The organism is Zunongwangia sp. L-65 (genome assembly GCF_056859415.1).
In genome coordinates, this window is sequence record NZ_JBSXOK010000035.1 from 64664 (window position 1) to 80576 (window position 15913).

Genomic DNA, 15913 nt, shown 5'->3' on the forward strand with positions numbered 1-15913 from the left:
TTAATCCTTGTTTTTTCTGAAACAAACAATAAATTCTGAACCTTCACCTGGATAGCTTTTTATTTGAAGGCTTGCGTTATTCATCACCAAAAACTGTTTCACAAGAAGCAAGCCTATACCTGTTCCTGTTTCCATATCAGTACCAATCTCAGACATTACCTGAGTATTAAAATTCTGAATTTGATCAATACGCTCTTTAGAAATACCATCCCCTCCATCTTTTATTTTAAATAAAACCCATTCTTCATTTTCTGAATAATGAATTTTTATTTCTTTACCTGGATGAGTAAACTTAATCGCATTACTAATTAAGTTATGAAGAATAATGGAAAGGTGACCACTATCTACAAAAACTGGACTCATATGGGAAGGAATTTCATGAATGATCTGGATTCTCTTAGCTTTTGCTACCAGATAATGTGCGTCCATAATTTCTTTTACGCGCCGCGATACAACCACTTCTTCAATATGCACCATAGAACCTTCTAACTGGGAATTAGCCCATTGCAACAAATTTTGTAGCATCGAAGAAGTTGCCGACACCTGCTTTAGCATCTCATCTAAAAGTTCTGCCTGCTCTAATTGGGTAAACTCTCCTAATTTTATGAGCTCTAAGAGTTTTTGTATAGAACCAATAGGTGATTTTAAATCATGGGATAAAATGGAAAACAAACGATCCTTACTCTTGTTGATTTTCGCCAGTTCTTTATTCCGTTCTGTAATCACACCGTTTTTATGAATAATCAGCTTATTCTTTTCTTCCAGGGCTTTTCTAAAGCGTTCTTTTTGATGGTAATTTTTTATCCAAAAGAATAAAATTAATATCAGTATAAATCCTAAAGCGAGAAGTACGGCAATAATCAACTTATTTTTAGAAAGCTCTTTTTCTTTCTCCATCTTCTCGTTACGTAAACGACGATTATCAGCTTCCTTTTTTTCTAAATTTAAAAGATCAATAGCTCTAACTCTATTTTGATAATAAAGGGAATCTCTATAAATTCTATTTTGCTTGGAAATAACAACGGCATTCTCCAGTTCCCCTTTAGCTTCGTAGATATTAAATAATACGCCGGTTATTCTTTCCTTCTCAAAAAATGAATCATTAGTATTGGCAAAATCCAGTGCTTTTAAACCATATTCCTCTGCTTCATCTAAATTATGAAAGGCGAGATTAACTTTTGCCAAACCGTAAAATGAAAAAGCTTTTTCCCAATTATTGGGTTCTACACTATCTTGTAGTACTCTTTCAAAATATGCCAAAGCCTGAGGCAACTGATCTTTTTCGTAAGCTAAATTTCCTAAATGATTTAAGGTTAAATGCTCTATATCTTTTCTACCTGAAGCTACCGCCATACTTAGCGCGTTATCTAACGTAGTTTTTGCATTTTCTAAATCACCCGACTGTAATTCAGAAATCCCTAAATTAATAATGGCAGGAGTAGCTGCATATTCATCTTTAGACAGATTATAATAATCTCTCGCTTGTTCAAAATATTCGATAGCTTCACTGTGACGTTCTATTCCCTGTTGGATTAAGCCTAAGCCATTTAAGGATTTCCCCACACCTTCCCAGTTTTCTGCTTTTCTAAATAAGTCTTCAGCGTCCAGAAAGTAAGATAATGAATGATAATATTCTCCTTTTACATAATAGGCTATAGCAAGTTTGCGGACTACCTCAGCCTTTAAATTAACATCTGCTGTTTTTTCTACAAAATTTCTGGCCTTTATAAGTTTTTCTTTGGCTACCTGAAAATCATTAAAAATCGATTGATCAGCTTCTTCTAAATAATAACGCACAGAATCAGCTGTAGACTCTTGTGGGAATTTTGATTGAGCTAAAGCTAATTTTGTAAGAAAAAGAAAGAAAATTCCTAAAAACCTGATACGCAAAACTTAATAACTATTATTTACACAATAATAAGAAGAAATGTGAAATTTTTCCTAATGAAATTCTGTGAAGATTTTACTGGCGCTATTAAAGGCTGCTTCAAAACTTCCCATTCTGATATTTGTATTTTGTTTTTTAGTATTGAAATAGGAATACATTTTTTCGGTGGGCATGTTTCCGGTAAGCTCATCTTTAGCCATTGGGCAACCGCCAAATCCCTGGATGGCACCATCAAACCTTCGGCAACCTGCTTTATAAGCTGCATCAATCTTTTCATACCATTTGGTAGGAGTGGTATGAAGATGTGCTCCAAATTCCACTTTTGCATATTTGGGAATAAGGTTAGAAAAAAGATAATCGATAATATCGGGCGTCGAAGTTCCTACGGTATCAGAGAGAGACAAAACACCAACGCCCATAGCTGCCAGTTTCTCGGTCCACTCCCCTACGATCTCCACGCTCCAAGGATCACCGTAAGGATTTCCAAACCCCATGCTTAAATAAGCTACGACCTCTTTATCCGCATTGTTTGCAATATCCAGGATCGATTTCAATATCTCAACAGATTCTGCAATGGTTTTGTGAGTATTTCGCATCTGGAAGTTTTCTGAAATAGAAAATGGATACCCTAGATAATCAATTTCAGGAAATTGTGAAGCATCTTCAGCCCCACGTGTATTGGGTACGATGGCTAATAACTTACTTTTGGTACGGCTAAGATCCAGCATAGAAAGGACCTCAGCAGTATCGCGCATTTGAGGTATCGCTCTGGGAGATACAAAACTACCGAAATCGATCGTATCAAAACCACATTGTAATAAAGACTGAATATACCTTGCTTTAGTCTTGGTAGGAATAAAATCCTTAATCCCCTGCATGGCATCACGTGGACATTCGATAAGCTTAATCTCTCCCATATAGCCAAAGATAGTTTTTTAGATTTTGATAATAAAATCTAAAATTTATTCAGAAATAAACAATATCTTCGAAAAAATCAAACTAAATAGATCCAACTGCAATCCCATAAAAATTAATTCTTTTTTATAGAATACAGACCAAGAGCTACATCAAAATAAAAACGCCAATCGCAATAAATGCAAAGATTTGCGTCCATTTTAAAATCACACCTGATTTTCGATGTTTTTGTAAGTATTTTGAAATGTTTCCGGCGAGGATCGCCACCAGGGTAAATATCAGCAATGCCTGACACATAAAAACACCGCCCAGAATATAGAACTGAAGCACTGTACTCCCTTCAGGATCCCATAAAAAACCAGGAAACAGGGCTAGAAAGAAAATGGTTACTTTAGGATTTAGAACATTCATTATAAATCCTTGCCGATATAATGCGCGAAGACTTTTTTGTTTAATCCCTTCTGCCGAAAAAGCAATATCAGGATTGCTTTGAAAAACCTTATACGCTAAATAAAAGAGATAAGCAGCACCAAGACATTTAATAATCAAATAAATAGTTTCAGATTGTTTTATCACTGCCGAAACACCAAAAGCTACCAAAGTAGTATGCACTACAACTCCACTAACCAGGCCTAAAGCGGTAACTATAGCGTGTTTTTTACCATTAACTATCCCCTGTACTAAAACATAAATAATATCTGGTCCCGGAGCGAGCGTAAGTAACATCGTAGCGGTTAAGAATGGAATGAGCTGCTCTAACAATTGCCTTAAATATTACGATTTTGGATAGTTGCTGAGGATCTTTTTATTGATGGCCTTAATAAGCGCAGGACCTTCATAAATAAATCCAGTATATAATTGCACCAAGCTGGCACCGGCTTCCAACTTTTCTATAGCATCATCTGCCGTATGAATTCCACCTACACCAATAATAGGGAATGATCTATTACTTTTTTCTGAAAGGAATTTAATCACCTGGGTAGCTCTTTTGGTAAGTGGCTTCCCACTTAAGCCACCGGTTTCCTTTTTATTCTCAGATTGTAAACCTTCTCGGGAAATGGTAGTATTTGTTGCGATTACACCATCTATTTTTGTTTCCTTAACAATATTGATGATATCCAAAAGCTGAGTATCTGTGAGATCTGGTGCAATTTTCAACAATATGGGCTTTTGTTTTGGTTTGGCATTATTCAGCTCCATTAAAGTTTTCAGCAAATGTGTTAAAGGTTCTTTATCCTGAAGCGCCCTTAAGTTTGGTGTATTTGGTGAACTTACATTAACCACAAAATAATCTACATAATCAAACAAAGATTCAAAACAAATTTTATAATCCTCGACCGCCTCTTCATTTGGCGTTACTTTATTTTTACCAATATTCCCACCAATTAATACATTGGTATTTTTCTTAAGCTGTGAAACCATTTGCTCAACCCCGTCATTATTAAATCCCATTCGGTTAATAATCGCCTGATCGGCTTTTAGCCTAAACAATCGTTTTTTATCATTGCCAGATTGTGGTTTGGGGGTGACCGTACCAACCTCAATAAAACCAAAACCAAGATTCGATAATTCTTTATATAATTTGGCATCTTTATCAAATCCAGCTGCAAGGCCTACAGGATTTTTAAACTTGAGTCCAAAAACCTCACGCTCCAATCGAGGATCATTATTACTGAATTTTGATCTCAAAATTGCTGGCACCCCTGGTATTTTATTTAATTTCTTTAGGCTGCTAAAGGTAAAATGATGAATGGTCTCCGGATCGTATTTAAAAAGTATCGGGCGAATTAAAGACTTGTACATATTCGGCTGGTTTGTGCAAAAATAAATGATTTGGAAAAATGAACATACTAAATCTTAAAAGGTTTTGTGTACGATTGCCAATTCCCTAATTTTGATCCTTTAAAAAAGGAGCTTATTCTTACAAATTTCAGAAAAAACACTCCTGAAAAATCAACCAAATCTAGACAACTAACACCAATTAACATGATCAATAAACAAGAAGTTTTAGATCGATTTATAAGCTATATAAGTATCGATACCCAAAGCAACCCTGAAAGTGAAACTACGCCCAGTACTGAAAAACAGTGGATTCTTGCCAATAAATTGACCAAAGAATTAGAAGGAATGGGAATGCAGGAGGTGAGCATCGACGAAAATGCTTATGTCATGGCAACCCTACCATCAAATATCAATAAAGACACACCCGTTATTGGATTTGTTTCTCATTTTGATACTTCACCGGATTTTAATGGTACTAATATCAAGCCACAGATTATCGAAAATTACGATGGGGGTGATATCGTACTCAACGCAGAAAAAAATATTATACTTTCTTCGGAATATTTCGATGATCTAAAACAGTATAAAGGGCAGACCATTATCACTACCGATGGCAACAGCCTTTTAGGCGCCGACGACAAAGCGGGAATCACTGAAATCATGACGGCCATGAAATATCTTTTAGAACATCCCGAAATTAAACATGGGACCTTAAAAGTTTGCTTTACTCCCGATGAGGAAATTGGTCGCGGTGCGCATAAGTTTGATGTTTCGAAATTTGGAGCTGATTGGGCTTACACTATGGATGGTAGCCAAATTGGAGAATTGGAATATGAAAATTTTAATGCTGCCAGCGCAAAAGTTACGGTAAGCGGCAAAAGTGTACACCCAGGTTATGCTAAAGACAAAATGGTAAACAGCATGTACATCGCTCAGGATTTTATCAACTCATTACCTCGATTAGAAACTCCAGAACATACTGAAGGTCGACAGGGTTTTTTCCACTTAAGTAATATCAACGGTGATGTGGAAGAAACCATACTACAATACATTATTCGGGATCATGATAAAAAGCATTTTGAAGCTCGTAAAAAAATGATTCAGGATCTTGGAGTAGAGATTTGTAAGCAATACGAAAGCGAATGCGTAACGGTTGAAATAAAAGATCAATATCGCAACATGCGCGAAAAAATAGAACCCATTATGCATATTGTTGAACTGGCTAAAGAAGCGATGGAAGCGGTAAAAGTTAAACCTATCATTAAACCCATTCGGGGAGGAACTGATGGCTCTCAACTTAGTTTTATGGGACTCCCCTGCCCTAATATTTTTGCCGGCGGACATAATTTTCATGGAAAATACGAATATGTACCTTTAGAAAGTATGGTTAAAGCTACTGAAGTTATCATAAAAATTGCCGAACTTAATGCCAGGTAATAATTATTTAGAAAACAAGAATGGGCATTTTGTAATCTTGTTTTCTAAAGAAACTATAGAGCTATGGCGGTAAAAGATGTAGACGAATACATTGAGATTCACAAATACTGGCAAACTGAATTGAAGCAAATTAGGCAAATGCTTCAGGATACTAAACTAGAAGAAACCATAAAATGGGGAGCGCCAACCTATACTTTAAAAGATAAAAATGTTGCCGGACTGGCTGCATTTAAAAATCATATTGCATTATGGTTCTTTAACGGCGCCTTACTTAAGCAAAATACGGATCTACTTTTGAATGTTCAAGAAGGAAAGACAAAATCGCTACGGCAAATACGTTTTGAAAAAGGTGATGAAATTAATACCGAAGTTTTACTTCGGTATGTTTTAGAAGCGATCGAAAATCAAAAACTGGGGAAAACGATAAAAGCCTCCAGAAAACAAGAATTGATCATTCCGTCTGAACTAAGAGCTGCACTTAAAAAGGATGCTGACTTAGATGAATCTTACTGCCAATTAACTTCTGGCAAACAAAGAGAATATGCCGATTATATTAATGATGCTAAACGTGAGGCAACGCGTATAAACCGACTGGAAAAAATAATCCCCATGATAAAAAAAGGAGTTGGATTACATGATAAGTATAAAAATTGCTAATGATTTTATAAATCTCCCTCTACATAACACTGTCGAATCTGTACAAAGATTCCATAAGATTTGTTATCAAACCAATAGAAGGAGTTTTCTGTCACAAATTAATGAAACAGGAGATTATGTGATTTTTCTACTCCTCAAAAGGGACGGCTAACTATGCCGAAAAATTAACCGGTGATAAAATATTTCAACAAAAAGTAACCGAAAAATTTATCCCGAATACAGAGAATTTGATATAAAAAAATCCCTCCAGGAATAGAATACTGAAGGGATTTTTTATTATTTAAAAGAGTAAATTATTTTTTCTCTTCTTTTAATTTTTTCTCTTCCTTAACCGGTTTTGCCGGTTCGTTAAGCTTTTGACTCATTTCAAGAGAAATTGAAGATTTATCGAAAGTGATTTTCCCAGCACCGGTTTCAATAACTACCGCGTTGTTTTTCTCACTAAAATCGATAATTTTACCATGCATACCACTTTTGGTAACAATTCGATCTCCTTTTTTTAATTCAGAAATAAAGTTTTTCTCCTGTTTAGCCTTTTTCATTTGCGGGCGTATCATAAAAAAATACACAACCGCGAACATTAAGATTAAGGGAAGAAACTGTTGTATTTGATCCATATATAAATTTAATTCTAGCTTTTAGCTTGCTTTATCTGCCTCTACAAAAGCTTTAATTTTAATTTGCTCTTGCCCGTTTTCAGTATTTGCAGAAATTGTTACTGTTTTTTGAACCTGTCCTCTACCAGAACCATTGTATTTTACAAGCATCTCCCCTGTTTCACCGGGTTGGATAGATTCGTTTTTATGATATTCTGGCACAGTACATCCACATGTACTCTTGGCATTGGTTATTACTAATGGCGCTCTGCCCGTATTTGTAAAAGTAAATACATGCTCTACCGGTTCACCTTGTGGGATATTCCCAAAATCGAATTCGGTTTCATCGAAACTTAGCTCTGGATATACCGTTGCTTTAGAGTCACGTGCTGCTGCCGCATCTACGTTTTCAGCTTTCACCTTTTCTGAGGCACTGTTACCAGCGTCTTTACAAGAAGTGAAGAACATCGTTCCCACTGCTGCTATTAATAAAATTCCTTTTTTCATAATGTGTATAAATTTGAGGTTTAAAATTAAGAAAAAATCTAGACTACATAAGGCCACGCCCTATTTTATTTAATTTCCCGTCGGTTTTGTACTCTTTAGAAAGCTTATCCAGAATTCCATTTATAAAAATACTACTTTTTGGGGTACTATATTCTTTACTAATCTCAAGATATTCATTTATAGTTACTTTCACCGGAATAGAAGGGAATTCTAAAAACTCACAAATCGCCATTTTTAAAAGCACCGTATCAATCTCTGCAATTCTGTCTTTATCCCAGTTTGGTGTTTTTCCCTGCATTTCGTTAGAAAGTTTACCATCTTTCAGATAGGTTTTTCTAAAAAGGTTGACCGCAAATTCCTTATCATCTATAGATTTAAACAGCTTTGGAAGTTTATCTTCCGGGGTTGCAGTTTGCTTTAATTTCTGCAGCATTTTTACTACCGCGGTATTCACTAAAGGAAGATCATCCAACCATGTTAATTTTTTATCTTCAAAGTAATCGTAAATCTTATCGTTTGGAGCAATTACTTTTTTAAATATAGCAAGAACAAAATCTTTATCTTCTTTAAACGAGTTATCTCTCGTTTCCATATAATCGGCAAACGCATTACTTTCTTTAATCTCGTTCCATAAGATCGCCACGTACTCATCATCAAACTTCCAGTGATTAAGTTTACGATCGTCGATAATTTGCTCTAATTGAGTATTTTGTTCTAAAATTTCAAAAACCGCATTTTGAACAAATTTCCTATTTGGATCTTTATCTTCCTGTGTGGCGAGATGTTTTTGTTGGGAACGTTCTAAAAAAGTTTCGGCATGCGCTTTAATTTCGGTTAACAAACTTAGCTGAAGCACAAAAAGATCATACATCTCTTCCATGCTTTTTAGCAAGAATTTCTCCTCGCTTGCAAGATTGTCATTTTCACTTTGGTTGAATGCATATAAGGATTGCATCACCTTAACTCGAATATGTCTTCTTGTCAACATAATTGTAAAAGAACTTTTTTAGAATTTAAAAAGGGCGAAAGATTATTCTTTCGCCCTGCAAAAATACCAATATTTTGATTCTGGCTACTTCAAACTTGATTTTTTTCTATCTTCTATTCTTTGCCTTGCAATTTTAAGTGCAGCAAAATGTGTTGTCATGTCTTCTTTAGCCGCAGTTTCAAGGATTTGCAGTGTGGTATTATAAATATTCTGAGTCTTAGACATAATCTCTTGTCTGCTGTATTTCTCTAATTCAGCATATACATTTATAATTCCTCCGGCGTTAATTAAGAAATCGGGAGCATAAACAATTCCACGTTCACGTAAAATTTGTCCGTGTCTTACCTCGTCTGACAATTGATTATTTGCGGCACCTGCAATAACTTTACAATTAAGACGGTTTACGGTATCATCATTAATTGTAGCTCCTAAAGCACAGGGAGCATAAATATCTACATGTGCACTATAAACATCGGCTTCATCAAAAATAATCGCACCATATTTCTTGCTCACTTCCTGTAAACGCTCTTCGCTAATATCACTTATATAAACTTTAGCTCCATCACTTATTAAGTATTCCACTAAGGTCTCTCCTACATGACCAATACCCTGTACCAATACCGAGCGTCCTTCTAACTCATCTGTACCAAATTGATATTTCGCAGCTGCCTTTATTCCCATAAACACACCGTAGGCAGTAACAGGTGAAGGATTTCCTGATCCTCCTCTTTCTTCAGATATCCCGGTTACATATGGCGTTACATCTCTTACCAGATCCATATCTGCAGTTTCCATCCCTACATCTTCTGCGGTAATGTATTTTCCACCCAAAGAATCTACATACTCTCCAAACTTCATCATTAGCTCTGGAGTTTTTTGGGTTTTCGCGTCACCTATAATAACAGCCTTACCACCACCAAGGTTTAAACCGGTAATCGCACTTTTAAACGTCATCCCACGAGATAAACGTAATACATCATTTAATGCTTCCCATTCACTGGTATAATTCCACATTCTGGTACCACCTAAAGCCGGTCCCAAAACTGTGTTGTGAATACCTATTATTGCTTTTAATCCTGTATCTTTGTCGTTACAAAAAACAACCTGTTCATGATTATCGAACGAAAGCTGTCCAAATACCGGTGCAGCTTTTTTAAGTTCTTTAGCATTTAAAACATCAACTTGCATAATTTGCGGGTTTTTAAATTAATGTCATTTTTAAATATCCTAAAAATGACGGCGCAAAAATAAGAATATTTTAATTTTACACCATGGAATTGTGGCAAAAATAACATATTCTTAAAATAAGAGATCAATTTTAAGGATGAAACATTTAAGAACACTCAATAAATTCTTTTTAAAATATAAATGGAAACTTATTCTAGGGCTGGTCGTAACGATTATTTCCAGGATTTTTGGTCTATATTTCATTCCATTGGTAGGAAACTCTACAGATGCTATAGAGCAATATATAAATGGAGAAATTACCGGCTACGATTCCCTAAAAGCAGAATTATTAAAAAACATTTTATTACTGGTAGGTACCACTCTGATTTCTGCATTTTTCACCTTTCTTATGCGACAAACTTTTATTGTAGTTTCTCGTCATATTGAATACGATTTAAAAAATGTAGTTTACAAACACTATCAGGAATTATCCCTTAACTTTTATAAAAAAAATCGCACGGGGGATTTAATGAACCGTATTAGTGAAGATGTTAGTAAGGTAAGAATGTACTTGGGGCCTGCCATTATGTATACGGTAACCACGCTTACTTCAACAATAGTAGTATTGATCTTTATGATCCAGGCCGCCCCTGTCCTTACGCTATACACCGTAATTCCGCTGCCCATTCTATCATTTGCGATTTATAAATTAAGTGTCGCCATTCAAAAACGCAGTACCGTAGTTCAGCAATATTTATCAAAACTCAACACCTTCACTCAGGAAAGTTTTAGCGGAATCGCTGTGATAAAATCCTACAGTTTAGAACAGCAAACCGATAATAATTTTACCGATCTTTCTAATACCAGCAGAGATAAAAATATCGATCTGGTAAAAGTACAGGCTTTTTTCTTTCCTCTTATGGTTCTCCTTATTGGGATAAGCAACGTTCTTGTGATTTATGTAGGCGGTCGACAATATATCACCGGGCAGATTGATAACCTTGGTATCATTGTAGAATTTTTATTGTATGTAAATATGCTTACCTGGCCGGTAGCTTCAATTGGGTGGGTAACTTCTTTGGTTAAGCAGGCCGAAGCTTCCCAGGAACGAATTAATGAGTTTCTGGATAGCGAACCAGAAATTAAAAATCATAAAGAAACCACTGATATTATTAAAGGTAAAGTCAATTTTAAAAATGTGACTTTTACTTATGAAGACACCAATATTACGGCTCTAAAAAATATATCTTTTGAAGTAAATCAGGGAGAAACTCTGGCGATTATTGGTAAAACAGGATCCGGAAAATCTACTGTTCTGGATCTCATTGGGCGATTATATGATGTCGAAGAAGGATCGATTGAAGTTGATGGTATAAACGTAAAAAACCTAAATCTTGATAATTTAAGACGTAATATTGGATACGTGCCCCAGGATGCATTTTTATTTAGTGATTCGATTAGAAACAATATTAAATTTGGGAAAGACAATGCTACCGATGAAGATGTAATCGAAGCTGCGAAAACAGCCTCTGTACATCAAAACATCAAAAACTTTAGCAAAGGTTACGATACGGTATTAGGGGAACGAGGGATTACTTTATCTGGAGGACAGAAACAAAGGGTTTCTATCGCAAGAGCGATTATCCAAAATCCACAAATTCTGCTTTTCGACGATTGCCTTTCCGCAGTAGATACCGAAACAGAAGAAGCTATTCTTAGCAATCTTTTCAAAATATCAAGGGATAAGACAACTATTATTGTAAGTCATCGAATTTCTTCTGCAAAAAATGCAGATAAGATAATTATTCTCGAAGACGGAAATATCGTACAACAGGGCACTCACGAAAAATTAATTAAAATAGACGGATATTATAAAGAACTGTACGCAAAACAGTTAAATGAAAAAGAAATGTGAAAATTTCTTGTAAGATGTTAATTTTTTTTAGATTTTTGAAAGCAACTTTACTAAACCATTTAAAGAATTATATTTTATGAGCGACAAGGGATTGATGGAGAAAGAAGAAATATTCTCTAAAGTACTAAGAGCAGGAAGAAGAACTTATTTCTTTGATGTGAGAGCGACGCGTGCCAACGACTACTACCTTACCATCACAGAAAGCAAGAAATTCACCAATGACGATGGATCTTTCTATTACAAAAAACACAAAATCTACCTTTATAAAGAAGATTTTGCCGGTTTTACAGAGATTCTTCAGGAAATGACCGATTTTATTCTTGATGAAAAAGGAGAAGAGGTAATAAGTGAGCGTCACCAAAAAGATTTTAAACCTTCCTATGAAGGTACCGGTGCAGTAGAAGCCAAAACTGCCCCAGAAAATTTTACTGATGTTAGCTTTGACGATATCTAAAAAATTACACTTACATTGTTAACCGCCCCCTAATCCGGGGCGTTTTTTGTTTTATACCTCAACTTTAAATTATGAAGAAATTTCTCACCCTCTTTTTTCTAATTTCATCAATGGGTTTTCAGGCACAGGATTTCGATACTTTAAGCCTCGATTACTATTTACCAAAAACCATTAGCTATAATGCTGACATTCCAAAACCACAGGACATTATTGGCTTTTTGCCGGGACAATGGCATGTAAGCCATGATCGATTGGTGAACTATATGACCAAACTTGCTGAAGTTTCCCCACGTATTAGTATAGAAAACCGCGGCACCTCCTACGAAGGACGACCACTTTTATTACTAACGATCTCTTCAGAAAAAAACATTCAAAATATCGACAAGATCCGGCAGGATCATAAAGCTTTAGTTGAAGATGGCGCTGCCAATCTTAATACCAAAGAGATGCCCATCGTAGTAAACCAGGGGTTTTCTATACATGGTAACGAACCCAGTGGTTCTAATGCTGCACTTATTGCCGCCTATTATTTAGCAGCTGCCGAAGGTGATGAAATTGAAGATTTACTAAACCATACCATTATTCTATTTGATCCCTCTTTCAACCCAGATGGATTACAACGTTTTGCCTATTGGGCAAATACCAATCGTAGTGCCAATATTAATGCAGATCCACAAGATCGGGAGTATGACGAAGTTTGGCCGGGCGGTCGTACCAACCACTATTGGTTTGATCTTAACCGTGACTGGCTGCCGGCACAATTACCGGAATCACAGGCCAGAATTAAAACCTTCCATAAATGGTATCCAAACATTCTTACAGATCACCATGAAATGGGTTCTAATTCTTCTTTTTTCTTTCAACCTGGCATTCCTTCCAGAACCCATCCTCTAACACCAAACCTAAATCAAGAATTAACACAAGAGATCGGGAAATATCATGCAGCCGCTTTTGATAAATTGGGAAGCTTTTATTTTACAGAAGAAAGCTATGATGACTTTTATTATGGAAAAGGATCTACCTTCCCCGATATCAATGGAAGCATCGGGATTTTATTTGAACAGGCGAGTTCTCGCGGGCATGCACAAGAAACCGATAATGGCTTATTAACTTTTCCATTCACTATAAGAAATCAATTTACCGCCGCTCTCTCTACTTTAGAAGCTGCAAAAAACATGCGAGTGAAATTGTTGAATTACCAACGCGATTTCTATAATAACGCCAGGAGTTCTGCCGGTAAAGGCGCCTGGGCTTTTGGAAATACCAAAGATGCCACCACAGCTTATCATTTGGCTGAGATTATGAAAAGACACCAAATTAAAATTCACCCTGTAACAAAAGAATTTAGTAAAGACGGAAAAACATACAAACCAGGTTCAGCATATATCATCCCAAAAAACCAGAGACAACACCAACTGGTAGAAGCTATGTTTGAAAAAAGAACAAGTTTTGAAGATAGTTTATTTTATGATATCTCTGCCTGGACATTTCCTCTGGCTTTTAATTTAGATTATACGGAGAATGCTTCTTTAGATCATGCCGGAGAAATGATTGAGGTACTGGAGCAACCACAAGTTCCTGCCATGGAAAAAAGCTCTTATGCCTATGTAATGGAGTGGCATGATTATAATGCACCAAAAGCCTTAAACATGATCCTTAATAAAGGATTAAGGGCGCGAGTTGCTATGCAAAGATTTGGTACTAAAACAAAACAATATGACTACGGCAGTATCATGATTCCCGTTCAGAATCAAAAACTAAACAAAGAAGAACTTTTCGATTTTCTACAAAATGTTGCTGAAACGGCTAATATTACGATCGATGCGGTAGATACCGGCTTAACTTCAGGGATCAATCTGGGGAGTCGCTTTTTCCTTCCGATAGAGAATCAGGAAATCGCTCTTTTAGTTGGCGAAGGTATTACCCCATATGATGCCGGTGAAATTTGGCACTTGTTTGATCAACGCTATGATATTAAAGTAACCAAACTAAATACCCGTAACTTTGGACGTGCCGATCTTAGCCGATACACCGATATTATTTTAGTAAACAACTGGGGAACTGCTCTGGATAAAAATGATACTGAAAAACTTAAAACATGGATTAGAAACGGAGGCACTTTAATTGCATATAGAAATGCTTCACGTTACCTAAGTACCAATAATTTACTAGACATTAAAACCAAAAACAATCCAATAAAAGCTAAAAATATTAGTTTTGAGCAGCGCAGTGATTTTTACGGAGCCCAAGGTATTGGCGGGGCAATTTTTGAAACAAAATTAGACCGCTCTCATCCTATTAACTTTGGATATAAAAATGACCATTTAGCGCTTTTTAGAAATACCACTATTTTTGTTGAAGCTGACGAACAGAGCTTTAACAATCCCATTCAATACACCAACGATCCTTTGTTAAGTGGTTATATAAGTGAAGAAAAAAACGAAGAGATAAAAAATACGGTCCCTTTTAAAACAAATGGTTTTGGCAAAGGACAGGTAATTTACTTTACAGACAACACCAACTTTAGAGCATTCTGGTATGGCACCAATAAATTATTGATGAATGCTATATTCTTCGGCGATCACATGTGATAGGAAGTTAGAAGTTAGATCGCTACGCGGTAAGACATTAGAAAAAAGAAATTTAGGAGTCAGGAATCAGGAGAGATTTTGAATTTTAAATGCTGAATGTTGAATGGCAACAAACTGTATCCTGAAAACAGACCTGGATTCTGGAAACAAGAAAATTTATTGATGTGAAAATGAAGCTAGGAAAACAACACTTTAAACCTTGAACTTTTAAACTTGGACTCAACGGCGGCTGAGTGATTGCGACAAAGGAGCGATTGTATCGAAGCCAAAGCATGAAAGAAGTTAGAAAAGAGAGAAGAGAAAATAGATGATGGAGTCTTGATTCTGAAAACAAGAAAATTTGTTGATGTGAAAATGAAGCTAGGAAAACAACACTTTAAACCTTGAACTTTTAAACTTTGAACTCAACAGCGACTGAGTGATTGCGACAAAGGAGCGATTGTATCGAAGCCAAAGCGTGAAAGAATCTAGAAAAGAGAAAATAGATGACGGAGTTTTGATTCTGGAAACAAGAAAATTTGTTGATGTGAAAATGAAGATAGGAAAACAACACTTTAAACCTTGAACTTTTAAACTTTGAACTCAACAGCGGCTGAGTGATTGTGACAAAGGAGCGATTGTATCGAAGCCAAAGCGTGAAAGAAGCTAGAAAAGAGAGAAGAGAAAATAGATGACGGAGTCTTGATTCTGGAAAAAAGAAAATTTGTTGATGTGAAAATGAAGATAGGAAAACAACACTTTAAACCTTGAACTTTTGTACTTGGACTCAACGGCGGCTGAGTGATTGCGACAAAGGAGCGATTGTATCGAAGCCAAAGCGTGAAAGAATCTAGAAAAGAGAAAATAGATGACGGAGTCTTGATTCTGGGAACAAGAAAATTTGTTGATGTGAAAATGAAGATAGAAAAAAACAACTTTAAACCTTGAACTTTTAAACTTTGAACTCAACAGCGGCTGCTTAAGCTTTCGCTTATCGAGTAAATTTTGGGTTTTATTTAAAACAATCTTTCTTAAAG

13 protein-coding genes are annotated in these 15913 nt (G+C 35.8%); 5 read left to right on the forward strand and 8 right to left on the reverse strand.

Features of this window, described 5'->3' with window-relative positions; translation table 11 throughout:
• The 4 genes from AC13DP_RS02900 to AC13DP_RS02915 form a co-directional block, all read right to left on the reverse strand.
• A complete protein-coding gene (locus AC13DP_RS02900; protein ID WP_483067286.1) occupies window positions 1-1797 on the reverse strand; it encodes an ATP-binding protein in 1797 nt (598 codons plus the stop codon).
• Between the two features lie 144 nt (window positions 1798-1941).
• A complete protein-coding gene (locus AC13DP_RS02905) occupies window positions 1942-2805 on the reverse strand; it encodes a hydroxymethylglutaryl-CoA lyase (protein ID WP_347407109.1) in 864 nt (287 codons plus the stop codon).
• A gap of 145 nt (window positions 2806-2950) precedes the next feature.
• Entirely contained in the window at window positions 2951-3565 is a 615-nt protein-coding gene (locus AC13DP_RS02910) for a LysE family translocator (RefSeq protein ID WP_483067287.1), read from the reverse strand.
• Between the two features lie 12 nt (window positions 3566-3577).
• The gene (locus tag AC13DP_RS02915; protein WP_483067288.1) at window positions 3578-4606 is read right to left on the reverse strand and encodes a quinone-dependent dihydroorotate dehydrogenase; all 1029 of its coding nucleotides are present in this window, start codon (window positions 4604-4606) and stop codon (window positions 3578-3580) included.
• 183 nt (window positions 4607-4789) lie between these two features.
• On the opposite strand from AC13DP_RS02915, the gene pepT reads away from it, so the two are divergent.
• Both pepT and AC13DP_RS02925 read left to right on the forward strand, forming a co-directional pair.
• Entirely contained in the window at window positions 4790-6022 is a 1233-nt protein-coding gene (gene pepT, locus AC13DP_RS02920; RefSeq protein WP_483067289.1) for a peptidase T, read from the forward strand.
• 63 nt (window positions 6023-6085) lie between these two features.
• On the forward strand, window positions 6086-6679 hold the full coding sequence (locus tag AC13DP_RS02925) for a YdeI/OmpD-associated family protein (protein WP_347407105.1): 594 nt from the start codon (window positions 6086-6088) through the stop codon (window positions 6677-6679).
• A gap of 293 nt (window positions 6680-6972) precedes the next feature.
• Here AC13DP_RS02925 and yajC read toward each other — a convergent pair whose 3' ends face one another.
• From yajC to AC13DP_RS02945, 4 genes are all read right to left on the reverse strand, one after another.
• A complete protein-coding gene (gene yajC, locus AC13DP_RS02930) occupies window positions 6973-7296 on the reverse strand; it encodes a preprotein translocase subunit YajC (RefSeq protein WP_041578666.1) in 324 nt (107 codons plus the stop codon).
• A gap of 21 nt (window positions 7297-7317) precedes the next feature.
• On the reverse strand, window positions 7318-7782 hold the full coding sequence (locus AC13DP_RS02935) for a DUF1573 domain-containing protein (protein ID WP_013070359.1): 465 nt from the start codon (window positions 7780-7782) through the stop codon (window positions 7318-7320).
• A 43-nt stretch (window positions 7783-7825) separates the two neighbouring features.
• Window positions 7826-8770 (reverse strand): transcription antitermination protein NusB, encoded by a 945-nt coding sequence (locus tag AC13DP_RS02940; protein ID WP_041578665.1) that lies wholly within the window; start codon window positions 8768-8770, stop codon window positions 7826-7828.
• 84 nt (window positions 8771-8854) lie between these two features.
• The gene (locus AC13DP_RS02945) at window positions 8855-9958 is read right to left on the reverse strand and encodes a Glu/Leu/Phe/Val family dehydrogenase (protein ID WP_228251518.1); all 1104 of its coding nucleotides are present in this window, start codon (window positions 9956-9958) and stop codon (window positions 8855-8857) included.
• Window positions 9959-10094: 136 nt separating this feature from the next.
• Here AC13DP_RS02945 and AC13DP_RS02950 point away from each other — a divergent pair, with 136 nt between their 5' ends.
• The 3 genes from AC13DP_RS02950 (at window position 10095) to AC13DP_RS02960 (ending at window position 14897) form a co-directional block, all read left to right on the forward strand.
• A complete protein-coding gene (locus AC13DP_RS02950) occupies window positions 10095-11852 on the forward strand; it encodes an ABC transporter ATP-binding protein (protein WP_272957981.1) in 1758 nt (585 codons plus the stop codon).
• Window positions 11853-11928: 76 nt separating this feature from the next.
• On the forward strand, window positions 11929-12306 hold the full coding sequence (locus tag AC13DP_RS02955; RefSeq protein WP_041578664.1) for a PUR family DNA/RNA-binding protein: 378 nt from the start codon (window positions 11929-11931) through the stop codon (window positions 12304-12306).
• Between the two features lie 71 nt (window positions 12307-12377).
• A complete protein-coding gene (locus tag AC13DP_RS02960) occupies window positions 12378-14897 on the forward strand; it encodes a M14 family zinc carboxypeptidase (RefSeq protein ID WP_483067290.1) in 2520 nt (839 codons plus the stop codon).
• Window positions 14898-15913 lie beyond the last annotated feature (1016 nt).